Origin of the sequence: Pseudomonas sp. 2FE, assembly GCF_005503735.1 — a bacterium.
Classification (GTDB): domain Bacteria; phylum Pseudomonadota; class Gammaproteobacteria; order Pseudomonadales; family Pseudomonadaceae; genus Aquipseudomonas.
In genome coordinates this window covers 104,175-130,668 of sequence record NZ_SCMO01000001.1, presented here as the reverse complement: position 1 = coordinate 130,668, position 26,494 = coordinate 104,175, and the positions used below count along the sequence as shown (strand labels likewise).

General features: G+C 64.3%; 21 protein-coding genes and 2 pseudogenes. 10 read left to right on the top strand and 13 right to left on the bottom strand.

Features of this window, described 5'->3' with window-relative positions:
- Positions 1–175: 175 nt before the first annotated feature.
- The 8 genes and pseudogenes from FFS12_RS00635 to FFS12_RS20405 all read right to left on the bottom strand — a co-directional run.
- The gene (locus FFS12_RS00635; RefSeq protein WP_137885071.1) at positions 176–1,153 is read right to left on the bottom strand and encodes a PleD family two-component system response regulator; all 978 of its coding nucleotides are present in this window, start codon (positions 1,151–1,153) and stop codon (positions 176–178) included.
- A gap of 87 nt (positions 1,154–1,240) precedes the next feature.
- A complete protein-coding gene (locus tag FFS12_RS00630) occupies positions 1,241–2,248 on the bottom strand; it encodes a chemotaxis response regulator protein-glutamate methylesterase (protein WP_137885070.1) in 1,008 nt (335 codons plus the stop codon).
- A complete protein-coding gene (locus tag FFS12_RS00625; protein WP_137885069.1) occupies positions 2,245–4,491 on the bottom strand; it encodes a hybrid sensor histidine kinase/response regulator in 2,247 nt (748 codons plus the stop codon). Before FFS12_RS00625 ends, FFS12_RS00630 begins: the two co-directional genes overlap by 4 nt.
- Complete coding sequence (locus FFS12_RS00620) at positions 4,488–5,174, bottom strand: chemotaxis protein CheW (protein ID WP_137885068.1); 687 nt, start codon at positions 5,172–5,174, stop codon at positions 4,488–4,490. The genes FFS12_RS00625 and FFS12_RS00620 overlap by 4 nt, the downstream gene beginning before the upstream one ends.
- Positions 5,167–6,381 carry a protein-glutamate O-methyltransferase CheR gene (locus FFS12_RS00615; protein ID WP_137885067.1) on the bottom strand — a complete coding sequence of 405 codons (1,215 nt, stop codon included), beginning with the start codon at positions 6,379–6,381 and terminating at the stop codon, positions 5,167–5,169. The genes FFS12_RS00620 and FFS12_RS00615 overlap by 8 nt, the downstream gene beginning before the upstream one ends.
- Positions 6,378–6,914, bottom strand: a complete 537-nt coding sequence (locus tag FFS12_RS00610; RefSeq protein WP_256657272.1) for a chemotaxis protein CheW — start codon at positions 6,912–6,914, stop codon at positions 6,378–6,380. Before FFS12_RS00610 ends, FFS12_RS00615 begins: the two co-directional genes overlap by 4 nt.
- A gap of 16 nt (positions 6,915–6,930) precedes the next feature.
- Positions 6,931–7,974, bottom strand: a pseudogene (locus FFS12_RS20410) (methyl-accepting chemotaxis protein); the annotation flags it as partial.
- Positions 7,975–8,073: 99 nt separating this feature from the next.
- A pseudogene (locus tag FFS12_RS20405) lies at positions 8,074–8,553 on the bottom strand (MCP four helix bundle domain-containing protein); the annotation flags it as partial.
- Between the two features lie 332 nt (positions 8,554–8,885).
- On the opposite strand from FFS12_RS20405, the gene FFS12_RS00600 reads away from it, so the two are divergent.
- The 9 genes from FFS12_RS00600 to FFS12_RS00560 all read left to right on the top strand — a co-directional run bounded on the left by FFS12_RS00600 (position 8,886) and on the right by FFS12_RS00560 (position 18,775).
- Entirely contained in the window at positions 8,886–9,797 is a 912-nt protein-coding gene (locus tag FFS12_RS00600; RefSeq protein ID WP_137885065.1) for a LysR family transcriptional regulator, read from the top strand.
- A 110-nt stretch (positions 9,798–9,907) separates the two neighbouring features.
- Positions 9,908–11,404, top strand: coding sequence for a gamma-aminobutyraldehyde dehydrogenase (locus FFS12_RS00595; protein WP_137885064.1), 1,497 nt, complete (start codon positions 9,908–9,910; stop codon positions 11,402–11,404).
- A gap of 81 nt (positions 11,405–11,485) precedes the next feature.
- Positions 11,486–12,646, top strand: coding sequence for a putative ABC transporter substrate-binding protein YdcS (gene ydcS, locus FFS12_RS00590; protein ID WP_137885063.1), 1,161 nt, complete (start codon positions 11,486–11,488; stop codon positions 12,644–12,646).
- Positions 12,647–12,836: 190 nt separating this feature from the next.
- The gene (locus FFS12_RS00585; RefSeq protein ID WP_137885062.1) at positions 12,837–13,892 is read left to right on the top strand and encodes an ABC transporter ATP-binding protein; all 1,056 of its coding nucleotides are present in this window, start codon (positions 12,837–12,839) and stop codon (positions 13,890–13,892) included.
- Between the two features lies 1 nt (position 13,893).
- Entirely contained in the window at positions 13,894–14,844 is a 951-nt protein-coding gene (locus FFS12_RS00580) for an ABC transporter permease (RefSeq protein ID WP_137885061.1), read from the top strand.
- Positions 14,834–15,643 (top strand): ABC transporter permease, encoded by an 810-nt coding sequence (locus tag FFS12_RS00575; RefSeq protein ID WP_137885060.1) that lies wholly within the window; start codon positions 14,834–14,836, stop codon positions 15,641–15,643. The genes FFS12_RS00580 and FFS12_RS00575 overlap by 11 nt, the downstream gene beginning before the upstream one ends.
- A gap of 145 nt (positions 15,644–15,788) precedes the next feature.
- Entirely contained in the window at positions 15,789–17,213 is a 1,425-nt protein-coding gene (locus tag FFS12_RS00570) for a gamma-aminobutyraldehyde dehydrogenase (protein ID WP_137885059.1), read from the top strand.
- 145 nt (positions 17,214–17,358) lie between these two features.
- Positions 17,359–17,835, top strand: a complete 477-nt coding sequence (locus FFS12_RS00565) for an ester cyclase (RefSeq protein WP_137885058.1) — start codon at positions 17,359–17,361, stop codon at positions 17,833–17,835.
- 232 nt (positions 17,836–18,067) lie between these two features.
- Positions 18,068–18,775: a transglutaminase-like cysteine peptidase gene (locus FFS12_RS00560; protein ID WP_137885057.1), complete on the top strand. Its 708-nt coding sequence runs from the start codon at positions 18,068–18,070 to the stop codon at positions 18,773–18,775.
- Positions 18,776–18,829: 54 nt separating this feature from the next.
- Here the strand turns inward: FFS12_RS00560 and recJ are convergent, their stop codons facing one another.
- Both recJ and FFS12_RS00550 read right to left on the bottom strand, forming a co-directional pair.
- Positions 18,830–20,545 carry a single-stranded-DNA-specific exonuclease RecJ gene (gene recJ / locus FFS12_RS00555; protein ID WP_137885056.1) on the bottom strand — a complete coding sequence of 572 codons (1,716 nt, stop codon included), beginning with the start codon at positions 20,543–20,545 and terminating at the stop codon, positions 18,830–18,832.
- A 212-nt stretch (positions 20,546–20,757) separates the two neighbouring features.
- Positions 20,758–21,300 carry a YaeQ family protein gene (locus tag FFS12_RS00550; RefSeq protein WP_137819495.1) on the bottom strand — a complete coding sequence of 181 codons (543 nt, stop codon included), beginning with the start codon at positions 21,298–21,300 and terminating at the stop codon, positions 20,758–20,760.
- A 96-nt stretch (positions 21,301–21,396) separates the two neighbouring features.
- Here FFS12_RS00550 and FFS12_RS00545 point away from each other — a divergent pair, with 96 nt between their 5' ends.
- Positions 21,397–22,596: a CaiB/BaiF CoA-transferase family protein gene (locus tag FFS12_RS00545; RefSeq protein ID WP_137885055.1), complete on the top strand. Its 1,200-nt coding sequence runs from the start codon at positions 21,397–21,399 to the stop codon at positions 22,594–22,596.
- Positions 22,597–22,839: 243 nt separating this feature from the next.
- Here the strand turns inward: FFS12_RS00545 and thrC are convergent, their stop codons facing one another.
- The 3 genes from thrC to FFS12_RS00530 form a co-directional block, all read right to left on the bottom strand.
- Positions 22,840–24,261 (bottom strand): threonine synthase, encoded by a 1,422-nt coding sequence (thrC, locus tag FFS12_RS00540; RefSeq protein WP_137885054.1) that lies wholly within the window; start codon positions 24,259–24,261, stop codon positions 22,840–22,842.
- 43 nt (positions 24,262–24,304) lie between these two features.
- Positions 24,305–25,609, bottom strand: a complete 1,305-nt coding sequence (locus tag FFS12_RS00535) for a homoserine dehydrogenase (RefSeq protein ID WP_137885053.1) — start codon at positions 25,607–25,609, stop codon at positions 24,305–24,307.
- 128 nt (positions 25,610–25,737) lie between these two features.
- On the bottom strand, positions 25,738–26,463 hold the full coding sequence (locus FFS12_RS00530) for a thioredoxin fold domain-containing protein (protein WP_137885052.1): 726 nt from the start codon (positions 26,461–26,463) through the stop codon (positions 25,738–25,740).
- Positions 26,464–26,494: the final 31 nt, after the last annotated feature.

Genomic DNA, 26,494 nt, shown 5'->3' with positions numbered 1-26,494 from the left:
GGCGGAACTTTCTGAAAAGCCGGCGAGTATACCCCACTCGGCGCCCCCTGGCAGCCCGCCGGCCCGCAGACTGGGCATGGTGTCTGACCAGCGGGGTTGGATATTCGGCAGCGGTCCAAAAACGCTGGCAAGTTTCAGCCGCCCTAGCCACACAGGCCACTAGCGACAGGCCGGCCTAGATCGAGCCGACCTGATTGCGCCCGCTGCGCTTGGCCAGGTACAGGCCCTGATCCGCCGCCTGGATCAGCAGCCGAGAGGACCCACCCTGCTTGGGCGTCAGAGTCGCAACCCCGGCGCTCACCGTCAGACAGGAGTCGGGCAGCGGTGAGATATGGGGGATCTGCAGGGCCGCCACGGCGAGGCGGATTTTTTCCGCCACCAGCCGCGCACCGCCAGGCGAGGTGCTCGGCAGCACCATGGTGAACTCCTCGCCACCGTAACGCGCCGGCAGGTCGGTGGGGCGGCTACCAGCGGCGCGAATGGCGGTGGCCACTTGACGCAACACCTCGTCACCGGCCAGGTGACCGAAGCCGTCGTTGTAGTGCTTGAAGTAGTCGACATCGATCATCAGCAAGGACAGCTGACTCTGCTCGCGCAGTGCCCGACGCCACTCCAACTCCAGGTACTCGTCGAAGTGCCGACGGTTCGACAGCCCGGTCAGGCCATCCGAGTTCATCAGGCGCTGCAGCACCAGGTTGGTATCCAGCAACTGCTGCTGGCTTTCCCGCAGCGCCCGATAGGCCTCATCGCGCTGCAGCAGCATCAGGTAGGAACGCGAGTGGTAGCGGATGCGCGCGACCAGCTCGAGGGCATCCGGCAGTTTGACCAGGTAGTCGTTGGCGCCCGCGGCGAACGCGGCCCCCTTCACCTGAGCTTCCTCCTTGGTCGACAGGACGATGATCGGGATATCGCGTGTCGCGGGATGGTTACGGTAGTCGCGCACCAGCGCCAAGCCATCCAGACCCGGCATCACCAGATCCTGCAGGATCACCGTGGGTCGGATCTGCACCGCCATGGCGATGGCCTGCTGCGGGTCGCAACAGAAGTGAAAGTCGATATTCGCTTCACCCGCCAGCTCGCGGCGGACCGCCTCGCCAATCATGGCCTGATCATCGACCAGCAGCACCATCACGGCATGTTCGTCTGTTGTCATCGCTGACCTATGGTTGTGAAGGTGATTCATCTGCTCCCCCTGGTATCCGCCGGCGCTCGCCCGGCTGTGCCGGCGTTATTCCAGCGTTCAGGCAAAAAAACCTGTCAGGCTCGGCGCGATCTCGCCGAGGGGCCGGATCTCGACGGCCGCCTCGATAGCCGCCGCGGCTTTGGGCATGCCGTAGACGGCACAGCTCTGCTGATCCTGGGCGATGGTGAGAAAGCCGCGTTCGCGCAGCAGCTTGAGCCCTTGCGCGCCATCGCGGCCCATGCCGGTCAGCAGCACGCCGACGGCCTCGCCGGTCCAGAAGCTCGCCACGCTCTCGAAGAACACATCGATGGACGGGCGGTACACATGGTCGCTCGGCTCCGCGGTGTAGGCCAGGTTGCCGTTTTCCAGCAGCCGGATGTGGTTGTTGGTACCCGCCAGCAACACCACGCCCGCTTGCGGCGGCTCACCGTCGCGGGCCAGGCGCACCGGCAAGCCGGACTCACTGCTCAGCCATTCGGCCATGCCCGCGGCGAAGACCTCATCGACGTGCTGCACCAGCACTATGGCCGCGGAAAAGCCCAGCGGCAGGCCCTTGAGCAACTGTTCCAGGGCCGCCGGCCCACCCGCCGAGGCCCCGATCACCACCAGCCGCGGCTTGGACCCGGCCTGGCGCACCGGCGCCGGGGCAATGCCCGCGCGGTCAGCACGCAGGCCGATCAACCAGCCGATGTTATAAATCTTGCGCAGCAGCGGCGCGGCGGCTTCCTGGGCATTGCCAGAGCCGAGTGCCGGGGTAGCGACCACATCCAGCGCCCCGTGGCCCATGGCCTCGAACACCCGCGGCAGGTTGCGGTTGATGTCGACGGTCACCAGCAGGATCGCGCAGGGCGATTGCGCCATGATCCGCCGGGTCGCCTCGACACCGTCCATGACCGGCATGATCAGGTCCATCAGCAGCACATCGGGGGTCTGCACGGCGCACAGCTCGACCGCTTCGGCACCATTGCTCGCCACCCAGGCGATCTGATGCGCCGGCTCGAAGGCCAGCGCCCGCCGCAGAACCTCGACCGCCATGGGTAGGTCATTGACGATGCCGACTCTCATAGGGCCTCTCCAATCAACAGCAGCACCGCATCGAGCAAGGCTTCGTCGTGGAAGCTGGCCTTGGCCAGGTAGTAGTCGGCGCCGGCATCCAGGCCCCGGCGGCGATCCTCTTCGCGATCCTTGTAGGACACCACCATCACCGGCAGGGATTGCAGGTGGTTGTTGCGACGGATCAGGCTGACCAGCTCGATGCCGTCCATGCGCGGCATGTCGATGTCGGTGATCAGCAGGTCGAAGTGCTCGGAACGCAAGGCGTTCCAGCCATCCATACCATCCACCGCCACCGCCACCTCATAACCCCGGCTGAGCAACAGCTTGCGCTCCAACTCACGCACCGTCAGCGAGTCATCGACCACCAGGATGCGCTTGCGCGCGACCACGTCGGCCTGCCGAGCGCTGCGGTCGATACGTTCGAGCCGGCCGCTGCTGAGCAGCTTCTCGACCGAACGCAGCAGGTCTTCGACATCCACAATCAGCACCGGCGAGCCATCGGCGAGCACCGCGCCAGCGGCGATGTCCTGCACCTTGCCCAGGCGCGGATCGAGCGGCAGAACCACCAGCGTGCGCTCGCCGATGACGCGCTCGACGGCCAGCCCATACACCGCCTCACGCTCGCGGATCACCACCACCGGGAGCGCTGCTTGCGCCAGTTTGCCCTCCGGGCACTGCAACAGCTGACTGGCCGAGACCAGACCGACATGCCGCCCTTCGTGCCAGAAATGCTGGCACCCTTCCAACTGCACGATGTCCTGCGCGTCCAGCTCGCGCATCCGCTCGATATGCGCCAACGGAAAGGCATAGGCCTCGCCGCCGATCTCGACCACCAGGCTGCGCACCACCGAGAGCGTCAGCGGCACCTCCAGATGGAAGTGGCTGCCCCGCCCCGCTACCTGCCGGAGCTGTATCCCGCCATGCAGCTGGCGGACCCCATGCTGCACCGCATCGAGGCCGACCCCTCGCCCGGAGACCTCAGTCACCCGCTCGCTCAGGCTGAAACCCGGCAGAAACAGGAAGCTCAGCAGCTCCGCCTCGCTCAACTGCGCGGCGGTTTCCGCCGGCGCGAGCTGACGCTGCACTATCGCCTCGCGCAGGCGCGGCAGATCGACACCGGCGCCATCGTCGGCCAGTTCGAGCACCAGCGAGCCCGCCTGCTGACGAGCCTTGAGGCTAATCACGCCCTCGCCAGGCTTGCCCGCCAGCAGGCGCTGCTCGGGCAGTTCCACCCCATGACCGACGGCGTTGCGCAGCAGGTGCAGCAGCGGCGCTTCAAGCTTTTCCAAGATCTCGCGGTCGACCTGGGTCGTCTCCCCTTCAAGCTCCAGACGCACCTGTTTGCCCAGCGAACGCCCGAGGTCACGAACCATCCGCGCCTGACCGACCAGGACATCGCTAAAGGGCCGCATGCGGCAAGCCAGTGCAGTGTCGTAGAGCCGCTGGGCGCGCTGAACGGCGTGCCAGCCGAACTCGTCCAGCTCGACAGTCTTTTCGCTGAGCAACTGCTGTGACTCGCCGAGCAGCCGTCGCGCATCCGCCAGCAACGCTTGCGTCTGCGACTCGAAGCCGGCTGCTTTCAGCGCTTGCTGGACCGTCTCGAGCGCCCTGTCGACACCGCGCTGCCGACGCTTGATGCGCTGCAGCGAACCGAGGAACGGCTTGATCCGCTGCGAGCCGACCAACGACTTGCTGGACAGATCGAGCAGGCTGTTGAGGCGCTCGGCCGTGACCCGCAGCACCCGCTCAACGCTCTGTGCCGGGCGGTTCTCGCTACGCGACAGCTCCGGCTCGAGCATCTCCAGCTCTGGGGCAGCCGCCAACCCCGGGGCGACTGGCCCAGGCGCAGCGGCTGACACAGCGGGCTGCAGCAGCGCCGCCAAGCGCAGCACGCAAGCCTCGATGTCCGCCGGCCCGACCTCGCCGTCCTGCCCACTGGCGATGCGCAGCAACAAGTCACTGCCAGACAACAAGCCATCGATATGTTCGGGCAACAGATACAGGCGCCCTTCCTGGGCGGCAACCAGGCAATCCTCCATGACATGCGCCACCCGCACCCCGGCGTCGATCCCGACAATCCGCGCGGCGCCTTTCAGCGAATGGGCCGCCCGCATGCAGGCCTCCAGGTGCTCGGCCTGCGTCGGGTTGCGCTCCAGGGCCAGCAGCCCGCTGCTGAGCACCTGGGTCTGCGCCTCGGCCTCCAGACCGAACAGCTCCTGCAGCGAGGCATCGCGCATCTGCTCCGGGCTCATGTGAGGCTCCGTGTCACCGCCAGCAGGAGTTGTTCGTCATCCAGCAAGCGGATGCTGCGACCACGCCACTGGATGACGCCACGGGTATATCTGGCCGCCGTCAAGGCGCTGGTTGTCGCCGCTGCGGCCAGGCTCGTCTGCTCCAGGGCATGAATCCCGTCCACCTCATCCACCGGGGCCACCACCTGTCCACCCGGCCCACCGATGATCAGCATGCGCGGCAGCGCCCGCCCCTGCACCGCAGCCGCCGGCGCGCCGTCCAGCCCGAGCAGTTCGACCAGCGACAGGCACGCCACCAGCGCGCCGCGCACATTGGCGACCCCCAGCACGGCAGGTGAGCGTTGGTGCGGCAAGGAGTGGATCGCCGCCAGTGGCGAGACCTCGACCAGGGTGCGGGTCGCCAGAGCCAGCCACTCCTCACCGAGGCGGAAAATCAGCATCGAACAGGTGGCGGCGGCTTCTTGTGGGCTTTGCGCGGCTGCCTGGCGGTCATCCTGATGCAGCGCGTAACGATCGAGCAGTCGGGTCGCCGCCGCGGAATACCGCGCACAGTTACGGCAATGAATGTACTCGACCAACTGCGGGCAGGACTTGTCGCCGCGAATGCCGACGCGGTTCCAGCAGTCGTCGACTTGCTGCGCACCCTCTTCTTCCGTCATCGGCGACGGGGCGTACTCAAGCATCTTTGCTCACTCCACGCGCGGCCCTGTCCTGCAGGCGCCGAGCACCCGCCGTATCCCCCTGAGCGGCCAGCAGCGCCGCCAGATGGACCAAGGCTTCCGGATGTTGCGGCTGCACATACAGCGCCTTGCGGTAACAGCCCAGCGCGTCGAGCGGCTGGCCTTCGGCATCACTGAGCAGCCCCAACCAGTAAAAGGCCTCGGCGGCCGGCCCATGCTGCGCGAGATAGTCAACGCAGCGCTGCCGTGCTTCAGCGATCCGCCCCGCGTTGGCCAGGCTGGCGACCGCCTGCAGTTGCTCGGCCGCCTGATCCGCCACGGCGCCGGCCGGGCCTTCGCTGTCGAGCACCTGCAGGCGGCGCGCAGGAGCGGGCCGAACAGGCGGCGGGCTCTGGCTCGGCGCACTCGGGGTTACGCCCGGGTGCCTGAAGGCGAACGACAGTGGTACACCGAGCGGCTGCATACCCAACCGCGACAGCAGGCTGGCCTCCGCCGGGCCGATAAACACCACGCCATCGCTGCGAGTCAAACGCTTGAGTACTGCCAGCGCCGCCTCCTGGGTCGCCAGATCGAAATAAATCAGCAGGTTACGGCAGAACACGAAGTCATAGGCCGGCTCGCCGGCGAGCAGCGCCGGATCGAGCAAATTGCCGCACTGCAGGCGCACCTGCCGGCTGACCTGCTCGGCGAGGGCATAACCGTCCGCGACCAGCGAGAAATACCGGGCACGAAACTCGAGCGCGGCACCGCGAAAGGAGTTCTTGCCGTAGATGGCGCGCTTGGCCCGCTCGATCGAGAGCGGGCTGACATCCAGCCCATCGATCTGAAATAGCTGCGCCGGGATGGCCGCCTCCAGCAGCGCCATGGCAATCGAATAAGGCTCCTCGCCGGTTGCGCACGGCAGGCTGAGAATTCGCAGTGGGCGGGCGCCGTTGAGTTCCGCGAGGCGCTGAGAAGCCCGCTTGCCGAGGGTCGCAAAGGACTCCGGATAGCGGAAAAAGCAGGTCTCGGGAACTATCACCAACTCGATCAGCGCCTGCAGCTCCTCGGCCGAGCCGTGCAGCCGCGCCCAGTATTCGTCGGCGTTGCGCGCAGCCAGCAGGGCGCTGCGCTGGCTGACGGCCCGAGCGATGAGCGCAGGGCCGACGCAGCCGGCATCGAGCCCGATTTTTTCTTTAAGGACGCGCTCGAAGCGCTCATCACCGCTCATGGCCCGGCCTCACCGCCCGGCTCAGCAAGCGTCGCCGGCGGAAACAGAATTGCCCGCACGGCAGCGGGCAGCAACTGTTGCACGCGAATCCATTGCACCAGACCTTGCGCACCCTCGAACACCGGGCCGAGGTAAGGCGCGCCCTGGTTGTCCAGACCATAGTCACGAAAGTCGCCTGGGTTGCAGCGCAAGGTGTCGGTCGCCTGCTCCAGGATCAACCCGAGCGGATGCGCCTGGCCGTCTTCGCCGGCGCGGTAGTGAACCAGGACGATCCGCGTGCTGGTACGCGCCGCAGCCGGCTGAGCGAAGGTCAGCGCGCCGAGGTCGAGCACCGGCACCAGCCTGTCGCGGTGGGCGAAGACTCCAGCCACCCAGTGCGGCGCCTGCGCAATCGGCTTCAAGCGCAGCAGCGGCAGCACCTCGATCACCTCACAGGCGTCCAGCGCATAGCGATCGGCACCGAGCCTGAACAGCAGGAACAGCTTGTTCACTGGCGCCAAGGTGCCGCCGCGGCCAGCCTGCACGGCTGACAGGCCAGGGGCGCCACTCTCAGACTTTGAAGCGGGAGACGCCACTGCGCAGTCCATTGGCCACCAGATTGAGTTCGTCGATGGCGAAGCTGGCCTGGCACAGCGATTTCACTGTCTGCCCGGTCGCTTCACCCAGTTGCACCAGCGCCTGGCTGATCTGCTCGGCCCCGCTGGCTTGCGCCTGCATGCCCTCGTTGACCATCGACACCCGCGGCGCCAGGGCCTGGGTCTGCTGGATGATCTGCGACAGCTGCTCGCCGACCTGCTGCACCTCGGCCATGCCGCGGCGCACCTCTTCGGAGAACTTGTCCATGCCCATCACGCCGGCCGATACCGACGACTGGATCTCGCGGACCATCTGCTCGATGTCGTAGGTCGCCACCGCCGTCTGATCCGCCAGCCGGCGCACCTCGGTGGCCACCACGGCGAAGCCACGACCATATTCCCCGGCCTTTTCCGCCTCGATGGCGGCGTTGAGCGAGAGCAGGTTGGTCTGGTCCGCCACCTTGACGATGGTGGTCACCACCTGGTTGATGTTGCCGGCCTTCTCGTTGAGGATCGCCAGCTTGGCGTTGACCAGCTCGGCGGCGCCCATCACCTGCTGCATGGTCTCTTCCATCCGTGCCAGCCCGAGCTGGCCGGAGCCGGCCAGGGCGGACGCCTGTTCCGCCGAGTAGTAAACCTCGGTCATGGTCCGCACCAGGTCGCGCGAGGTGGCCGCGATCTCCCGCGAGGTCGCGCCAATTTCCGTGGTGGTGGCGGCCGTTTCGCTGGCAGTGGCCTGCTGCTGCTTGGAGGTGGCGGCGATCTCGGTGACCGAGGTGGTGACCTGGATCGCCGAGCGCTGCGACTGGGAAACCAGCCCGGCCAGCTCGGCCACCATGGCATTGAAGCCGGTTTCGATGACTCCGAATTCATCCTGCCGCGCCTGTGCCAGCCGCGCGCTGAGGTCGCCGCGGCGCATGGCCTCGAGGAGGTCGACGATGCGCCCCATGGGCTTCAGGATCGCGCGCATCAGCAGATAGCCGCAGAGGGCCGCGGCGAGCAGGGCGAGGGTCAAGGAAACCACCAGGCTGACTTTTGCGGCAGCCACGGACGAGGCAATCTCTTGGTTATTTTCTTCCAAGTGACCCCTGTTCCACTCAATCAACTGGGCTAAAAGATCCTGCCCATGCCGCCAGGCCGGCAGCAATTTCTCGCTCAGTTGGAGGTGCGCCTGATTCGCTTGCTGTTGCTCATACAGATCGAGCACCGCGGCCTGCAGCTGGCTGTATTCCAGGTGGTGCCGCTGGAATACGGCGAAAGCCTTGCGATCCTCCTCGACATGGATGGTCTGCTCGTAGTTAGCCATCTGCACGCCGAGCTGCTCATCATTGATGCGCAGCTGCTCCAGCTCCGCCTGACTGAGCCCCTGGTCGCCGTGTCGCCCCACCAGCTGCTGGGCCAGCACGAGGCGCTCCATCCAGGCGCCTTGGATCATGGCGCTGTAAAACAACCCCGGCAGGGCATCGCCCTGCATGTCCCGCCCCTCCTCCTCGATCATCAACAGATGCGAGTAGGAGGTAACGACCATCAGCAACATGATGGCGATGATCACCGCAAAGCTCGCCAGGATGCGTTGGCGTAGAGTCCAGTTGTTCAAATCATCCCCCCAGGGACTAACCGTCCAGATGGTCTTATTCGGCGCCAGCAGCGCAGTACCGGGCCCGGCGACGGTAAAGGCCAAGCTCCAAGCTCCAAGCTCCACTCCAGCTTAGCAGCGGGGATTTATAGCGACGGATTATCGCTACCCGCGGGCAAAGTCTGCTGACGCTCCCTACCAGCACTCCGGCCATACAACTGCAACCCAGAGTCGGGCCGGCCTGACCATCTAAATAAAAGATACAAACCATCAACAATCTATAAAACTCATTAAAATCACTTCCTCACGCGGCATTGCCAGCGGCTTTCGCACCAGAGCATGAAGATCAAACCATGATGACCCTGCGCCAGATCCGCCATTTCATCGCCGTGGCCGAAACCGGCTCGATTTCCGCGGCCGCCCAGGCGGTGTTTATCTCGCAATCGACCCTGACCCTGGCGATCCAGCAACTGGAGCAGGAGATCGGCGTCAGCCTGTTCAATCGCCACGCCAAGGGCATGACCCTGACCCACCAGGGTCACCAGTTCCTGCGCCAGGCACACCTGATCCTGGCCACTGTGGATAATGCCAAACGCAGCCTGCAGCAGAGCACCGACCAGGTCGCCGGCCAGCTGACCATTGGCGTAACCAGCCTGGTCGCCGGCTATTACCTGGCGGATTTGCTGACCCGTTTCCAGCGTGCCTACCCCAACGTGGCAATCCGCGTGATGGAGGATGAGCGCCCCTATATCGAACACCTGCTGGTGAGCGGCGAGATCGATGTCGGCGTGCTGATCCTCTCCAACCTGGAAGACCGCCACGCCCTGCAAACCGAGGTGCTGACCCACTCGCCACTGCGCCTCTGGCTGCCACCGCAGCATCCACTGCTGGAGCACGACAGCATCAGCCTGGCGGATGTGGTCGGCGAGCCACTGATTCAGCTGAACGTCGATGAGATGGGCCTGAACGCCCAACGCATCTGGTCGCGCGCCGGCCTGCAGCCACACATCACCCTGCGCACCGGCTCCACCGAAGCGGTGCGCAGCCTAGTCGCCGCCGGCCTGGGCCTGTCGATTCAACCGGACATGACCTACCGCCCCTGGTCGCTGGAAGGCGACATCATCGAAGCCCGCGCGCTAGTCGACCTGACCCAAACCCTCGACGTCGGCCTGGCCTGGCGCCGCGGCACCGCACGCCCGGCACTGGTCGACCCGTTCCTCACCGTTGCCCGCGAGCAACCCGCCGGGCGCAGACCATCTATTTAATCGAACGCTGCGTTCAGTATTAAGAATTTGTAGACCTCACGCCCGCCCTCTAGTCTCTCTTCGCCTATAAGCGGACAGCGTCAAGCTTTAGCTCTGCCTAGAGAAACCCGATGCCCCAACAACAAAAGAGAGCACACAAGATGGCCGGCGCCGCGACTTCCACGCCCCTCTTCAGCGAACTGTTGATCGATGGCCAACTGCTCGCGGGTGCAGGCTTGGTCGAACCGATCCTCAATCCGGCCACCGGCGAGGTCCTGACGCAGATCGCCGAGGCCTCCAGCGAGCAGGTCGAGGCCGCCATCCTCGCCGCGCACCGCGCCTTCGGCAGTTGGTCGCGCACCACCCCGCAACAACGCTCGCTGATGCTGCTCGGCATCGCCGACGCCATCGAACAGCGCGCCGATCAGCTCGCCCGTCTGGAAGCCCTGAACTGCGGCAAACCGCTGCATCTGGCCCGCCAGGATGATCTGAGCGCCACGGTGGATGTGTTCCGCTTCTTCGCCGGCGCGGTGCGCTGCCAGACCGGCCAGCTGTCCGGTGAATACCTGCCGGGTTACACCAGCATGGTGCGCCGCGACCCGATCGGCGTGGTCGCCTCCATCGCGCCGTGGAACTACCCGCTGATGATGGCCGCGTGGAAGATCGCCCCGGCGCTGGCCGCCGGCAACACGCTGGTGTTCAAGCCGTCCGAACACACGCCGCTGTCGATCCTCGCCCTCGCCCCGGTGCTCGCCGAGCTGCTGCCGCGCGGGGTGATCAATATCGTCTGCGGTGGCGGTGAAGGCGTCGGCAGCCATCTGGTCGGCCACCCGAAGGTGCGCATGGTCTCGCTGACCGGCGATATCGTCACCGGGCAGAAAATCCTCCAGGCCGCGGCCAAGACCCTCAAACGCACCCATCTGGAACTCGGCGGCAAGGCGCCGGTGATCGTCTGTAACGATGCCGAGCTGCAGGCGGTGGTCGAAGGCGTGCGCGCCTACGGCTACTACAACGCCGGCCAGGATTGCACTGCCGCCTGCCGCATCTATGCTCAAACAGGTATCCATGACCGTTTAGTCGCGGAGTTAGGTGATGCCGTGAGCAGCCTGCGCTTTGCCCGCAAGCGCGATGCGGACAACGAGATCGGCCCACTGATCAGCGCCCGTCAGCGTGATCGGGTGGCCAGCTTCGTCGAGCGCGCCCTCGGCCAGCCGCATATCGAACGGATCACCGGCGCCGCCGTGCATTCCGGCCCCGGTTTCTATTACCAGCCGACCCTGCTCGCCGGTTGCAAGCAGGGCGACGAAATCGTCCAGCGCGAGGTCTTCGGGCCGGTGGTCACCGTCACCCGTTTCGATGAACTGGAGCAGGCGGTGGCCTGGGCCAACGACTCCGAATACGGCCTGGCGTCCTCGGTGTGGACCCAAAACCTCGACAAGGCGCTGCAGGTCGCCGCCCGCTTGCAGTACGGCTGCACCTGGATCAACAGCCATTTCCTGCTGGTCAGCGAGATGCCGCACGGCGGCCTCAAGCGCTCCGGTTATGGCAAGGACCTGTCCAGCGATTCGCTCCAGGACTACAGCGTGGTACGCCACATCATGGCGCGGCACGGCCAGCAACTGAGTTAAGTCACCGAGTACCACAAAGGAAGTAGTCCGCAACACGACGTTTAACTGCCCCGACCCCAAAACAGAGAAGAGGGAAACCCAATGTTCGTGCAAAAAACCGCTTTATTGAGTGCGTTAACCATCGCACTGCTGGCCAGCGCCAGCCTGCAAGCCGCCGAAACGCTGAAGGCCGTCGGCGCCGGCGAGGGTCGCCTGGACATCGTCGCCTGGCCCGGCTACATCGAGCGCGGCGAGACCGACAAGAACTACGACTGGGTGACTCAGTTCGAGAAAGACACCGGCTGCATGGTCAACGTGAAGACCGCCGCCACCTCGGACGAGATGGTCAGCCTGATGGCCAAGGGCGGCTACGACCTGGTCACCGCCTCCGGCGACGCCTCGCTGCGCCTGGTCTACGGCAAACGCGTACAGCCGATCAACCCCGCCCTGATTCCCAACTGGAAAAACCTCGACCCGCGCCTGAAAGACGGTCCCTGGTATGTGGTCAACCAACAGACCTATGGCGCGCCTTATCAGTGGGGTCCGAACCTGCTGATGTACAACACCACGGTATTCAAAACCGCACCCGACAGCTGGAGCGCCGTGTTCGACGCGCAGAACTTGCCGGATGGCAAACCCAACAAAGGCCGCGTACAGGCCTACGACGGCCCGATCTACGTCGCCGATGCCGCGCTGTACCTGAAAGCGACCCGGCCTGAGCTGAAAATCAACGACCCCTACGAGCTGAACGAAAAACAGTACGCCGCCGTGCTCGATCTGCTGCGTAAACAACACAGCCTGATCCACCGTTACTGGCACGACACCACGGTGCAGATGAGCGACTTCAAGAACGAAGGCGTGGTCGCCTCCAGCACCTGGCCGTACCAGGCCAACGCGCTGAAAGCCGAGGGTCAGCCGATTGCCACCGTGTTCCCCAAAGAAGGGGTCACAGGTTGGGCCGACACCACCATGCTGCATGCCGAAGCCAAGCACCCGAACTGCGCCTACAAGTGGATGAACTGGTCGCTGGAGCCCAAGGTTCAAGGCGATCTGGCCGCCTGGTTCGGCTCCGTGCCCGCGGCACCGGCCGGCTGCAAAGCCAGCGAACTGCTCGGCGCACAAGGCTGTTCGGTGAACGGCTACGACCAGTTCGACAAGATCGCCTTCTGGAAGACGCCAGAGGCCAAGTGCAAGACCCAGGATCAGTGCGTGCCGTACAGCCGCTGGACGCAGGACTTTATCGCGATCATGGGCGGCAGGTAAGGATGATCGTTCCCACGCTCCGGCGTGGGAATACCTTCCCCGGACGCTCCAGCGTCCATTCGCGCAGGCTGACGCAGAGCGTCGCAGGCTGCATTCCTTTGCGGCGCGTGGGAACGATCAACGTTTCAGATTTTTCAGAAGTCCAGGCAGGGCCGCTGCGACGGCCTTCGCCTTTTTGGAGCAACGCACCATGACTCTTGCAGTCCAATTTACCCAAGTTTCCCGTCAATTCGGCGAAGTGAAGGCCGTAGACCGGGTTTCCATCGATATCGAGGACGGCGAGTTCTTTTCCATGCTCGGCCCATCGGGCTCGGGCAAAACCACCTGTCTGCGCCTGATCGCCGGCTTCGAGCAGCCCAGTGCCGGCTCCATTCGTATTCATGGCGCCGAGGCCGTGGGCCTGGCGCCCTACCAGCGCGACGTCAACACCGTATTCCAGGACTACGCGCTGTTCCCGCACATGAACGTGCGCGACAACGTCGCCTACGGCCTGAAGGTCAAAGGCATCGGCAAGACCGAACGCCTCAGCCGTGCCGAAGAAGCGCTGAGCATGGTCGCCCTCGGCGGCTACGGTTTACGTAAGCCCGCACAACTCTCCGGCGGCCAGCGTCAGCGCGTGGCCCTGGCCCGCGCGCTGGTCAATCGGCCACGGGTGCTGCTGCTGGATGAGCCGCTCGGCGCCCTGGACCTGAAGCTGCGCGAACAGATGCAGGGCGAGTTGAAGAAGCTGCAACGCCAGCTCGGCATCACCTTCATCTTCGTCACCCACGACCAGACTGAGGCGCTGTCGATGTCCGACCGCGTGGCGGTGTTCAACAAGGGCCGCATCGAGCAGGTGGACACCCCGCGCAACCTCTATATGAAACCGGCGACAGCGTTCGTGGCCGAGTTTGTCGGCACCTCCAACGTACTGCGTGGCGAGTTGGCCGAACAGCTGACCGGCAGCGCCCAGCCGTTCTCGATTCGCCCGGAACACATTCGTTTAATAGAGAGCCGTTTCGCCGATAGCCCGGGCGCCAGCGGCGAGGTGCAAATCAGCGGTCTGCTGCACGACATTCAGTACCAAGGCTCGGCCACCCGCTACGAGATTCAGCTGGAAAACGGCCAAAACCTCAGCATCAGCCATGCCAACAACCAGTGGCAGGAAACCACGCTGGCGCACCAGCCCGGCCAGCGCGTCACCGCACGCTGGGCGCGCGAAGCCATGATCCCACTGCAAGAAACCGCGCTGGGCGAGGGCGTGTGAGATGGAACTGTCGCTGAATGCCCAGGCTCCGCGGCCCAGCCATGGCCCGCTGCACCGCCTGTCCAACCTGCTGTATCGCAAGCCGAACCTGTACCTGGCGCTGCTGCTGGTACCGCCGCTGCTGTGGTTTGGCGCGATCTATTTCGGTTCACTGCTGACCCTGCTCTGGCAAGGTCTCTACACCTTCGACGACTTCACCATGACGGTGACGCCGGAGCTGACCCTGGCCAATCTGGTGGCCCTGTTCAACCCGGCCAACTACGACATCATCCTGCGCACCCTGGGCATGGCGGTCGCCGTGTCGCTGGCCAGCGCGATGCTGGCCTTCCCCATCGCCTACTACATGGCGCGTTACACCACGGGCAAGACCAAGGCGTTCTTCTACATCGCGGTGATGATGCCGATGTGGGCCAGCTACATCGTCAAGGCCTACGCCTGGACCCTGCTGCTGGCCAAGGGTGGCGTGGCGCAGTGGTTTGTCCAGAGCCTGGGGCTGCAACCGCTACTCGAATTTATCCTCGGCATTCCCGGCGTCGGCGGCAGCACCTTGTCGACCTCGCACCTGGGGCGCTTCCTGGTGTTCGTCTACATCTGGCTGCCCTTCATGATTCTGCCGATCCAGGCCGCGCTGGAGCGTCTGCCGCCGTCCCTGCTGCAGGCTTCCGCCGACCTTGGCGCGCGCCCCTGGCAGACCTTCGTGCAGGTGATTCTGCCGCTGTCGATCCCGGGCATCGCCGCCGGTTCGATCTTCACCTTTTCCCTCACATTGGGCGACTTTATCGTGCCGCAACTGGTCGGCCCGCCCGGTTTCTTCATCGGCAGCATGGTCTACGTCCAGCAGGGCGCAGTCGGCAATATGCCGATGGCCGCCGCGTTCACCCTGGTGCCGATCGTGCTGATCGCCATCTACCTCGCCATCGTCAAACGTCTGGGGGCCTTCGATGCACTCTGAAAAAGCTTCTCTAGGCCTAAAACTGGCCGCCTGGGGTGGGTTGCTATTCCTCCACTTCCCGATCCTGATCATCTTCATCTACGCCTTCAATACCGAAGATGCCGCCTTCAGCTTCCCGCTCCAGGGCTTCACCCTGCACTGGTTCAGCGTGGCCTTCGCCCGCGCGGATGTGCTCGAGTCGATCAAGCTGTCGCTGCAGATCGCCTGCGTCGCCACCTTGATTGCCATGCTGTTGGGCACCTTGGCCGCCGCGGCGCTGTACCGCCGCGACTTCTTCGGCAAGGAAGGCATCTCGCTGATGCTGATCCTACCGATCGCCCTGCCCGGCATCGTCACCGGGATCGCCCTGCTCTCGGCATTCAAGACCCTGGGGATCGAGCCGGGGGTGTTCACCATCATCCTCGGCCACGCGACCTTCTGCGTGGTGATCGTCTACAACAACGTGATCGCACGCTTTCGCCGCACCTCATACAGCCTGATCGAAGCCTCGATGGACCTCGGTGCCGACGGCTGGCAGACCTTCCGCTACATCATTCTGCCGAACCTCGGCTCGGCCTTGCTGGCCGGCGGCATGCTGGCGTTCGCCCTGTCGTTCGACGAAATCATCGTCACCACCTTCACCGCCGGCCACGAACGCACCCTGCCGCTGTGGCTGCTGAACCAGCTGAGCCGGCCGCGTGATGTGCCGGTGACCAACGTGGTGGCGATGCTGGTGATGCTGGTGACCATGCTGCCGATCCTCGGCGCTTATTACCTGACCAAGGGTGGTGAAAGTGTCGCCGGCAGCGGCGGCAAATAACCAAGTACTCCCTCTCCCTTCGGGAGAGGGCCGGGGTGAGGGATGCCTGACGAAACTCGGTGTTTCCCTCACCCCAACCCCTCTCCCAAGAGGAGAGGGGCTTAAACAACAGAATTCGTAGAAACCCTAACCAGAGGATTTCGCAATGCAAAGCAAACTGCTGATCAATGGCCAACTGGTCGACGGTGCAGGCGCCAGCCAGCCGGTACTCAACCCCGCCCTCGGCGCCCCGCTGCTGCACATCAATGAAGCCAGCAGCGAGCAGGTCGATGCCGCAGTGCGCGCCGCCGACGCCGCCTTCGACAGCTGGTCGCAGACCTCCCCGAAAGACCGCTCGCTGTTGCTGTTGCGCCTGGCCGACAGGATCGAAGCGCATGCTGAAGAACTGGCCAAGCTGGAATCTGACAACTGTGGCAAGCCCTACGCCGCGGCGCTGAACGACGAGATCCCGGCCATCGCCGATGTGTTCCGCTTCTTCGCCGGCGCCAGCCGTTGCATGAGCGGCTCCGCCGCCGGTGAATACCTGCCCGGCCACACCTCGATGATCCGCCGCGACCCGATCGGCGTGGTCGCCTCCATCGCGCCGTGGAACTACCCGCTGATGATGGCCGCCTGGAAGCTCGGCCCGGCTCTGGCCGCGGGCAATACCGTGGTGCTCAAGCCGTCCGAACAGACGCCGCTGACCGCCCTGAAACTGGCTGAGTTCGCCGCGGAAATCTTCCCCGCTGGCGTGGTCAACGTGATTTTCGGCCGCGGCCCAAGCGTTGGCAGCCCGCTGGTGACCCACCCGAAGGTGCGCATGGTGTCGCTGACCGGCTCGGTGGCCACCGGCTCGAACATCATCTCCAGCACCGCCAGCTCGGTGAAACGCATGCACATGGAGCTGGGCGGCAAGGCGCCGGTGCTGATCTTCAACGACGCCGACATCGCCGCAGCGGTGCAAGGCATCCGCACCTTCGGCTTCTACAACGCCGGCCAGGACTGCACCGCGGCCTGCCGGATCTATGCGCAGAAAGGCATCTACGAGAAATTCGTCGCCGAACTGGGCGCCGCAGTCGGCAGCCTCAAATACGGCCTGCAGAACGACCCGAGCACCGAGCTCGGCCCGCTGATCACCGCGCAACACCGTGAGCGCGCCAGCGGCTTCGTCGAGCGCGCCAGCGCGCAAGCGCATATCGAGGTAGTTACCGGCGGTAAGGCAGTCCCTGGTGCCGGTTTCTTCTTCGAGCCCACCGTGTTGGCCGGTGCGCGCCAGAACGACGAAATCGTCCGCCGCGAAGTGTTCGGCCCGGTGGTCTCGGTCACCCCGTTCGACGATGAGGCGCAGGCACTGGCCTGGGCCAACGACTCCGACTACGGCCTGGCCTCCTCGGTGTGGACCGGCGATGTCGGCCGCGCCCACCGCCTCGCCGCCCGCTTGCAGTACGGCTGCACCTGGGTCAACACGCACTTCATGCTGGTCAGCGAAATGCCCCACGGCGGGCAGAAGCTCTCCGGCTACGGCAAGGACCTGTCGATGTATGGCCTGGAGGACTACACCAGCATTCGCCATGTGATGTTCAAGCATTAAGCACCACCAGTAGGGCGTACTCGCCGAAGGCAGTACGCCACCGACAGATCGGCGGACTGCCGCTGCGCGGCGAGTCCTACGACTCTCAGGCCTCAACCACGAGTGGCCCATTTCGGGCCAGTCATTCCGAGCAGGAGCAATAACAATGAAAAATGCACTCCGTAGTTTCAGCTTCTTCATGCTATTTGCCGCCGCCGGCCTGGCCCAGGCCGCGGACGATGCTAAAGCCATAGTCGACGGCTATATGGCCGCCTGGAATGCCCACGATGTGGACAAGGCGGCGACCTTCCTCGCAGAGGATGCCGAGTACCTCGACATCACCGTCGGTACGCCACAGAAAGGCAAAGCCGCCGCCCGCGACAACGTAATCAAGGTGTTCGTGACTGCCGTGCCGGACCTGACCTGGAAGATGACCGGCGCGCCGATCGTCAGTAAGGATGGGATTGCCTTCCAATGGGTGTTCAGCGGCACCAACAGCGGCGCCTGGAGTGCCGAGTCACCGGCCACCAACAAACCACTGAAGTTTGAAGGGGTCAGCTTCATCCGCATCAAGGACGGCAAGATCGCCTATCAAGGCGACTACTACGACGCCCTCGGCTTCAACAAGCAGCTGGGCTGGTAAAACCTGCAGCCGCAGCCTTCGCCAGTGATTGGCGGAGGCTAGCCGATTCCCGCCCCCTCATTACGTGCCGACCCGCCCAACCCGACTGTTCGTCGGCTAAGGGGCGCCATTCAGTGCTCAGCATCACAAACCTGCCCCGGTATTGGCGATTTGTCGCCTTGCACGCCCCACAGGAAGCGGAGTTAAGGTTATAAAGGCCGCCGACCGCTCGATCCCTTTCCCTGTAAAGACCATGACCCCGCCACGCCTCCCGAAAAAAACCGGCGCCCCTTTGTTTGCCCTGCGCGGGCTGCAGACGACGCTCGCCTTGTTCTGTCTGGCTGGCAGCCTGAGCCATGCCGATAGCACGACCCAGCAGCCATCAGCCCTGAGCCTCGCGGTCGGCGAAGCGACGCTCACCAGCTGGAACGCGCTGATCGAGCACGGCACGGCGCTCGACGAGCGTGCCAAGCTGGTGGAAGTGAACGGCTTTATCAATCGCTCGGTCGTTTATGCCAGCGATCGGGCCATCTGGGGCGAGCACGACTACTGGGCGACGCCGGCGCAAACCCTGAGCCGCGGCATGGGCGACTGCGAGGACTTCGCCATCGCCAAATACTTCAGCCTGGTGCGCATGGGCGTCCCCAGCGAAAAACTGCGCCTGACCTCAGTCAAAGCGCTCGAACCTTTCCAGGAAGGTCAGGCGCATATGGTGCTGGCCTACTACCCGAGCCCGACAGCCCAGCCGTTGATCCTCGACAACCGGCAGGCGCAGATAAAACCGGCCAGCGAACGCCGGGATCTGCTCCCGGTCTACGCCTTCAACAATCGGGGGGTCTTCCTCGCCAAGGCGCCCCAGAGGGTCAGCCAGCCCGCACAGCGGCTGAGCCGCTGGCGCGATGTCAGCGAACGCGCCCTGGCCGATGGTTCACAAGTACCCTTGGCCGCTCTGACCAACTAAGAACCTGCTCAATATCTGCTGCGCTTGATCATGCTGCGTTAAAAACCCGCGGGCTCAGCGCGGGACGATATGCGCGATCAGCAGTTGCACGCTTTCATTGCCGCGGTATTCGTTGACGTCGAGTTTGTAAGCCAGCTCGACCCAGCGCACCGTCGGGTTCGGCCACAGCTCGCGGTCGATACCGAAGGCGATACCGTCCAGCTGCAGCGCCCCGCATTCGCTTTTCAGCACGACTTTCAGATGCCGCTCGCCGACGATGCGCTGCTGCACCAATTGGAACACCCCGTGGAACAGCGGCTCCGGAAAGTGCTGCCCCCACGGGCCGGCATTGCGCAGAGCGCGGGCCAGCTCCAGGTGAAACTCTTCCACCGCCAGGGCGCCATCGGAAAGCAGCCGGCCGGTCAGATCGTCCTCATCGAGCTGACGCCGCACCTCGGCATCGAAGGCCGCGGCAAAGGCCCCGAAGTTCTCCTGCGGCAGCGACAGGCCAGCCGCCATCGCATGCCCGCCGAACTTGCTGATCAACCCCGGATGCTTGGCCGCCACCGCGTCCAGCGCATCGCGCACATGGAAGCCCGGCACCGAACGGGCCGAGCCTTTCAGCACGCCGTCACCGGCATCGGCGAAGGCGATGGTCGGGCGGTGGTAGCGCTCCTTCATCCGTGAAGCGAGGATGCCGATCACGCCCTGGTGCCAGTCCGGCTCGAACAGACAGAGGCCGAACGGCATGGCCTCGAGCGGCAAATCTTTGAGCTGGGCCAGCGCTTCGCGCTGCATGCCTTGCTCGATGGCCTTGCGATCCTGATTCAGTTGATCGAGCTGCACCGCCATCTCGCGCGCCAGCACTTCGTCGTCACAGAGCAGGCACTCGATGCCGAGACTCATGTCGTCCAGCCGCCCGGCCGCGTTCAAGCGTGGGCCGAGGATGAAGCCAAGGTCGGTGGCGGTGATGCGCTCGGGCTGGCGCCCCGCCACTTCCAGGATCGCCCGCAAACCCGGCCGCGCTCGCCCAGCACGAATACGCGCCAAGCCCTGATGCACCAAGATGCGGTTGTTGGCATCCAGCGGCACCACGTCGGCAACGCTGCCGAGCGCGACCAGATCGAGCAGCTCGGCCAGGTTCGGCTCTTGCAGCTGAGTCCGCTTGAACCAGTCCAGCTCACGCAGCCGCGCGCGCAGCGCCAGCAGCACATAGAAGATCACCCCGACACCGGCCAGCGCCTTACTCGGGAAGTCGCAGCCAGGCTGGTTGGGGTTGACTATGGCATCCGCCGCAGGCAGCTCATGGCCGGGCAAGTGGTGATCGGTGACCAGCACGCTCAGGCCTGCGGCTTTTGCCGCCGCGACTCCTTCGACGCTGGAAATACCGTTGTCCACGGTCACCAGCAGTTGCGGCTGGCGCTCCAGCGCCACCGCGACGATCTCCGGGGTCAGGCCGTAGCCGTACTCGAAACGATTCGGCACCAGGTAGTCGACATGCGCCGCACCGAGCTGGCGCAGGCCGAGCAGGCCGACCGTGCTGGCGGTGGCACCATCGGCATCGAAGTCGCCGACGATCAAGATGCGCTGACCCTGCTCCAGCGCCAGCACCAGCAAGTCGATGGCAGCGTCGATGCCTTTGAGCTGCCGATAGGGAATCAGCCGCGCCAGGCCTTTATCCAGCTCAGCGGCCGACTGCACGCCCCGGGCGGCGTAGAGGCGGGTCAACAAGGGCGGCAGATCGCCAAGGTTGGGCAAGATTTGCGGCAGCTGGCGAGGTTCTATACGCATTGTTTTCCTAATAGACAGCTATTCACAGATCACTGAAAGCGTAGCGAGCGAAGGGAAGACAAGGCAAAAACAGGCGAGGAAGCGGAGTTGACTGCAGTCAATGAGCATGACTCGCTTCGCTCACCCCTGCGGGGCCGCGCTAAAGCGCGTTGGCCGCAAGCGGCCTGCCGACCTTGGCTGTGCAGTATTACGCGCGCAGCCCGCAGTAGCTTTCAGCCGCGATCACCCATCAGCCATTCGAGTTGCACTTCATGCTGGCCACGATCGTCGGTGACGAAAATCGTGCCTTCGCTGATCATCACCGCCCAGCTGATGCTGCGCGGCATGTCTTTGGCCAGCGCCTCCAGGGCTTCCTGCGGCACGGTGGCGATATTGACGTTTTTCAGCGTCTTGACCGCATCGACCACCTTGCTCTGCCACACGCGCACGCTGCCATAGGCCAGCAGGCTGGTGCGCTCGGTGCGGCGCGAGCACCAGGTCAGGCGGTCGACATCCGGCAGGCCGACTTCGATCCAGTGCAGCACGCGCCCATCCAGGCTCTTTTCCCACAGCGCCGGCTCATCCACGTCGGACAGGCCGCGGCCGAACGCCAGTTGCTCGTTGTACCAAAGCGCATAGGCCAGCAGGCGCACGGTCATACGCTCTTCGGTTTCGGACGGGTGGCGGGCGATGGTCAGACGCGACGTCGCATACACCCCGCGGTCCAGGTCGGTGAGATTGAGGTCGACTTTATAGGTCGTGGAAGGCTGGGCCATGAACGGGCTTCTAGATGCGGGGAAAGGCGGCAAGTCTACCCCAAGCGACCCGTGCAGGTTAGAGTCGCGGCCACTGTCTGATGCACGGGTACACCCATGAACCTTGCCACCAAACCCCTCGCCGGCCTGAAAGTCATCGAGCTCGGCACCCTGATCGCCGGCCCGTTTGCCTCGCGCATCTGTGCCGAATTCGGCGCCGAGGTGATCAAAGTCGAATCGCCGGATGGCGGCGACCCGCTGCGCAAATGGCGCAAGCTCTACGAGGGCACCTCGCTGTGGTGGTTCGTGCAGGCGCGCAACAAGAAGTCGCTGACCCTGAACCTCAAGCACCCGGCCGGCCAGGCCATCCTCAAACAGCTGCTGAGCGAAGCGGACATCCTGATCGAAAACTTCCGCCCCGGCGTGCTGGAAAAGCTCGGCCTCGGCTGGGATGTGCTCCACGCCCTGAACCCGAAACTGGTGATGGTGCGCCTTTCCGGCTTCGGCCAAACCGGCCCGATGAAGGATCAACCCGGCTTCGGTGCGGTCGGCGAAGCCATGGGCGGACTGCGCTATATCACCGGTTTCGAGGATAGGCCGCCGGTGCGCACCGGCATCTCCATCGGCGACTCGATTGCCGCCCTCTGGGGCGTGATAGGTGCTTTGATGGCGCTGCGCCACCGCGAAGTGAATGGCGGCCAGGGCCAGGTGGTCGATGTCGCGCTGTACGAGGCGATCTTCGCCATGATGGAAAGCCTGGTGCCGGAGTTCGACGTGTTCGGCTTCGTGCGGGAGAGGACGGGCAATATCATGCCCGGCATTACCCCCTCCTCGATCCACACCAGCTTGGATGGCAAGCATGTGCAGATCGGCGCCAACGGTGACGCGATCTTCAAACGCTTTATGCTCGCCATCGGTCGCCAGGACCTGGCGGATGACCCGACCCTCGCCAGCAACGACGGCCGCGATGCGCGCCGCGATGAGCTGTACGGAGTGATCGACCGCTGGGTCGGCTCGCTGCCGTTGGACGCGGTGTTGAGCACGCTGAGCACCGCTGAGGTCCCGGCCAGTCGCATCTACTCAGCGGAAGATATGTTCGCCGACCCGCAGTTTCTCGCTCGCGAGATGTTTCTGTCCGCCAAGCTGCCGGATGGCAAGCCCTTCAAGATGCCGGGGATAGTGCCCAAACTGTCGGAGACACCGGGCTCGGCCGACTGGGTGGGGCCGGAATTGGGTGAGCACAATGCCGAGGTGCTGGAGGCACTGGGTTACAATACAGAACGAATCGCCGCCCTGCGCAGCGAAGGCGCCATCTAACAGCCGATCCGCGTTTTCTTGGGAAGCGAATAACCCGTAGGCTGGGTAGAACGCAGTGACAAAACGGCAGGAAAGCCGTTTTGCACAGCTTTAGCTGCCCGCAGGGCGAGGTGCATGGATGCACCTCATGAAACCCAGCTGGGTTTCGCCAGAAAAACGGCTCTACCCAGCCTACGCACTGAACCACAAAAAAGGCCGGCACCTTTCGGCAGCCGGCCTTTTTTGTGGTTCAGGTACTGCTACTTACAACGGCTTGCCGCGGTTGCCATGCTGGCTGACGAAGGCCTGAATCGCCTTCAGGTCATTGGCCAATACGGTGCAACGCTCTGCCCGCTCGAACAGGTCGGTCAGGTGCGCCGGCAGTACCGGGGCCTGGCCGACGCCGGCCTTAACCACCGCTTCGGGGAATTTCACCGGGTGGGCGGTGCCGAGCACCACCATCGGGGTGGCCAGGCTGCGGCGGCAATCGCGCGCGGCTTTGACGCCGATGGCGGTGTGCGGGTCGAGCAGCTCGCCGCACTCGGCATAGACCTGGGCGATGGTTTCGCAGGTTTCTGCGTCGTTGACCGCCAGGGAATCGAACAGCTTGCGCGCCTCGACCCAGCGATCTTCCTCGACACTGAAACCACCGCCCTGTTTGAACGTCGCCATCAGCTCAGCGATAGCGGCGCCGTTGCGGCCGTGCAGGTCGAACAGCAGGCGCTCGAAGTTCGACGACACCATGATGTCCATCGACGGCGACAGGGTCGGGTGCAGGGTGTCCTTCACGTACTGATTGCCGCTCATGAAGCGGTGCAGGATGTCGTTGCGGTTGGTCGCGACTATCAGCTGGCTGATCGGCAGGCCCATGTTGCGTGCCAGGTAGCCGGCGAAAATGTCGCCGAAGTTGCCGGTCGGCACCGAGAACGCAATGGAGCGCGCCGGACCGCCGAGCTGCAAGGCGGCATGGAAGTAGTAGACGATCTGGGCCATGATCCGCGCCCAGTTGATCGAGTTCACCGCCACCAGCCGCGTGCCTTTGAGGAAGCCTTGGTCGGCGAAGCTGTCCTTGACCATCTCCTGGCAGTCGTCGAAGTTGCCTTCGACGGCGATGTTGTGGATGTTCTCGCCGAGGATGGTGGTCATCTGCCGGCGCTGCACGTCCGAGACCCGGTTGTGCGGGTGGAGGATGAAGATGTCAACGTTGTCGCAACGACGGCAACCTTCGATGGCCGCCGAGCCGGTATCACCGGAGGTGGCGCCGAGGATCACCACGCGCTCGCCGCGCTTCTCCAGCACGTAATCGAGCAGGCGGCCGAGCAGCTGCAGGGCGAAGTCCTTGAACGCCAGGGTCGGGCCATGGAACAGCTCCAGCACCCATTCGTTGCCATTCAACTGGCGCAGCGGCGCCACGGCGTTGTGGGCGAACACGCCCCCGCCTGAAGAATAGGTTTCTTCCAGGATCTTCTTGAAGTCGGCATCCGGGATGCTGCCGGTGACGAACGGGCGCATCACCCGGAACGCCAGTTCGTGGTACGGCAGACCGGCCCACGAGGCGATCTCTTCAACGCTGAAGCGCGGCAGGTTCTCCGGCACATACAGGCCGCCGTCGCTGGCCAAGCCAGCGAGCAACACATCTTCGAAATTCAGGGCCGGAGCCTGGCCGCGGGTACTGATATAACGCATGACCTTTCCTCTTAAACAGAGCGTCTCTTAAATCAAGTGCCGCTTAATTCAACTGCTCGACACGGATCCGTACCACGCTGCCGACCACATCGCTGAGGGCTTCCAGGGCGGCGATGGCATCGTTCATGCGTTGTTCTTGCACGCGATGCGTGACCAGGATCATCGGCACCAGGCCGTCGTGCTCTTCGACCTCCTTCTGCATGATCGATTCGATGTTGATCCCGCGCTCGGAGAGGATGGTCGCCACCTGGGCCAGCACACCCGGGTGATCCTTGGCCTGGATGCGCAGGTAGTAGGCGCTTTCGCAGGCCTCGATCGGCAGGATCGGGTGGTCGGACAGCGAATCCGGCTGGAAGGCCAGGTGCGGTACGCGGTTTTCCGGGTCGGTGGTCAGCGCCCGCACCACGTCGACCAGATCGGCCACCACCGACGAAGCGGTCGGCTCCATGCCGGCGCCGGCGCCGTAGAACAGGGTGCTGCCGGCGGCGTCGCCATTGACCATCACCGCGTTCATCACGCCGTTGACGTTGGCGATCAGGCGGTCGGCCGGAATCAGGGTCGGGTGCACGCGCAGCTCGATGCCGGCGGCGGTGCTACGCGCCACGCCCAGGTGCTTGATGCGGTAGCCCAAGGCTTCGGCGTAGTTGACGTCGGCGGTGGTCAGCTGGGTGATGCCTTCGGTGTAGGCCTTGTCGAACTGCAGCGGGATACCAAAGGCAATCGAGGCGAGGATGGTCAGCTTGTGCGCGGCATCGATACCTTCGACGTCGAAGGTCGGGTCGGCTTCGGCATAGCCAAGTTCCTGAGCTTCTTTCAGCACGTCTTCGAAGGCGCGGCCCTTCTCGCGCATTTCGGTGAGGATGAAGTTGCCGGTACCGTTGATGATCCCAGCCACCCAGTTGATGCGGTTGCCGGCCAGGCCCTCGCGAATCGCCTTGATCACCGGGATGCCGCCGGCCACCGCGGCTTCGAAGGCGACTATGACGCCCTTCTCGCGGGCCTTGGCGAAGATTTCGTTGCCGTGTACGGCGATCAGCGCCTTGTTCGCGGTGACCACGTGCTTGCCGTTTTCGATGGCCTTGAGCACCAGTTCGCGAGCGATGGTGTAGCCACCGATCAGCTCGATGACCACCTCGATCTCGGGGTTGCTGGCGACCTCGAAGACATCGTGGGTAATGGGTGTACCGGTAATGTCGCACTGGGGGTTCTGCGAGCGCAGGGCAATCTGCGCCACTTCGATGCCACGCCCAGCACGCCGTGCGATTTCCTCGGCGTTACGCTTGAGCACGTTGAAAGTACCGCCACCGACGGTACCCAGCCCACAGATGCCTACTTTGACCGGTTTCACACTGAACTCCCCATCTGCACTGCGTAAAACGGCCGGAGCAAGCTCCGGCCGTAGAAAAGAGCCGCACCTTACGAAGCGGCTCTCTATTAGTCAATCCAGCGCCTAGTCAATCCAGCGCCAGGCGCGGATCACTTAGCCTCTAGCGCTATTTTGGCCAGTTGCGGGGCTGGCTGATAGCCCGGAATCAGTTGGCCGTTAGCCAGGACGATGGCCGGAGTGCCATTCACCCCGATCGTCTGCCCGAGCTGGAACTGCTTGGCCACCGGGTTTTCACACTGCGCGGCAGGCAGCTCGTTGCGCCCCTTGGCCAGGTTCATCGCCGCTTGGCGATCCTTCGAGCACCAGACGCTCACCAGGGTGTTGTAACCGTGGCTACCCAGCCCCTGACGCGGGAAGGCGACATAACGCACTTCGATACCCAGACGGTTCAGCTCCGGCACTTCGCTATGCAGCTTCTGGCAGTAGCCGCAGTCGGTATCGGTGAACACGGTGATATGGGTTTTCGGAGCTTTCGGCGCAAACACCACCATCTCGCTCAACGGAATCGCATTGACTTCCTTGGCGATGGAGCGGCTTTCGGCTTTTTCCGTCAGGTTGACCGCCTCACCGTCCTTGAACTGGAACAGATAGCCTTGAATGATGAACTGGCCATCGGCACTGGCATACAGCAAACGCCCGCCCTTCAGTTGAATCTGAAAGAGACCGGGCATGGTGCTTTCCGCAATCGCCTCGATTGCCATGTCAGGTTGCAGCGACTGCAGGGTCTTGCGGATGGCCTGATCGGGATCGGCAGCCAGAGTAAAGGTGCTGGCCAAGCCGAGGGCTACGGCGGCGAAAATTCGGGTCACGCGCATGGGTACTCCTGTCGAGCGGCGGACGGTACAG

Excerpts from the sequence above, each read along its gene's own strand:
- FFS12_RS00635 (WP_137885071.1), bottom strand. The coding sequence starts at position 1,153 with ATGACAACAGACGAACATGCCGTGATGGTGCTGCTGGTCGATGATCAG.
- FFS12_RS00630 (WP_137885070.1), bottom strand. The coding sequence starts at position 2,248 with ATGAGAGTCGGCATCGTCAATGACCTACCCATGGCGGTCGAGGTTCTG.
- FFS12_RS00625 (WP_137885069.1), bottom strand. The coding sequence starts at position 4,491 with ATGAGCCCGGAGCAGATGCGCGATGCCTCGCTGCAGGAGCTGTTCGGT.
- FFS12_RS00620 (WP_137885068.1), bottom strand. The coding sequence starts at position 5,174 with ATGCTTGAGTACGCCCCGTCGCCGATGACGGAAGAAGAGGGTGCGCAG.
- FFS12_RS00615 (WP_137885067.1), bottom strand. The coding sequence starts at position 6,381 with ATGAGCGGTGATGAGCGCTTCGAGCGCGTCCTTAAAGAAAAAATCGGG.
- FFS12_RS00600 (WP_137885065.1), top strand. The coding sequence starts at position 8,886 with ATGATGACCCTGCGCCAGATCCGCCATTTCATCGCCGTGGCCGAAACC.
- FFS12_RS00595 (WP_137885064.1), top strand. The coding sequence starts at position 9,908 with ATGCCCCAACAACAAAAGAGAGCACACAAGATGGCCGGCGCCGCGACT.
- ydcS (WP_137885063.1), top strand. The coding sequence starts at position 11,486 with ATGTTCGTGCAAAAAACCGCTTTATTGAGTGCGTTAACCATCGCACTG.
- FFS12_RS00585 (WP_137885062.1), top strand. The coding sequence starts at position 12,837 with ATGACTCTTGCAGTCCAATTTACCCAAGTTTCCCGTCAATTCGGCGAA.
- FFS12_RS00580 (WP_137885061.1), top strand. The coding sequence starts at position 13,894 with ATGGAACTGTCGCTGAATGCCCAGGCTCCGCGGCCCAGCCATGGCCCG.
- FFS12_RS00575 (WP_137885060.1), top strand. The coding sequence starts at position 14,834 with ATGCACTCTGAAAAAGCTTCTCTAGGCCTAAAACTGGCCGCCTGGGGT.
- FFS12_RS00570 (WP_137885059.1), top strand. The coding sequence starts at position 15,789 with ATGCAAAGCAAACTGCTGATCAATGGCCAACTGGTCGACGGTGCAGGC.
- FFS12_RS00565 (WP_137885058.1), top strand. The coding sequence starts at position 17,359 with ATGAAAAATGCACTCCGTAGTTTCAGCTTCTTCATGCTATTTGCCGCC.
- FFS12_RS00560 (WP_137885057.1), top strand. The coding sequence starts at position 18,068 with ATGACCCCGCCACGCCTCCCGAAAAAAACCGGCGCCCCTTTGTTTGCC.
- recJ (WP_137885056.1), bottom strand. The coding sequence starts at position 20,545 with ATGCGTATAGAACCTCGCCAGCTGCCGCAAATCTTGCCCAACCTTGGC.
- FFS12_RS00550 (WP_137819495.1), bottom strand. The coding sequence starts at position 21,300 with ATGGCCCAGCCTTCCACGACCTATAAAGTCGACCTCAATCTCACCGAC.
- FFS12_RS00545 (WP_137885055.1), top strand. The coding sequence starts at position 21,397 with ATGAACCTTGCCACCAAACCCCTCGCCGGCCTGAAAGTCATCGAGCTC.
- thrC (WP_137885054.1), bottom strand. The coding sequence starts at position 24,261 with ATGCGTTATATCAGTACCCGCGGCCAGGCTCCGGCCCTGAATTTCGAA.
- FFS12_RS00530 (WP_137885052.1), bottom strand. The coding sequence starts at position 26,463 with ATGCGCGTGACCCGAATTTTCGCCGCCGTAGCCCTCGGCTTGGCCAGC.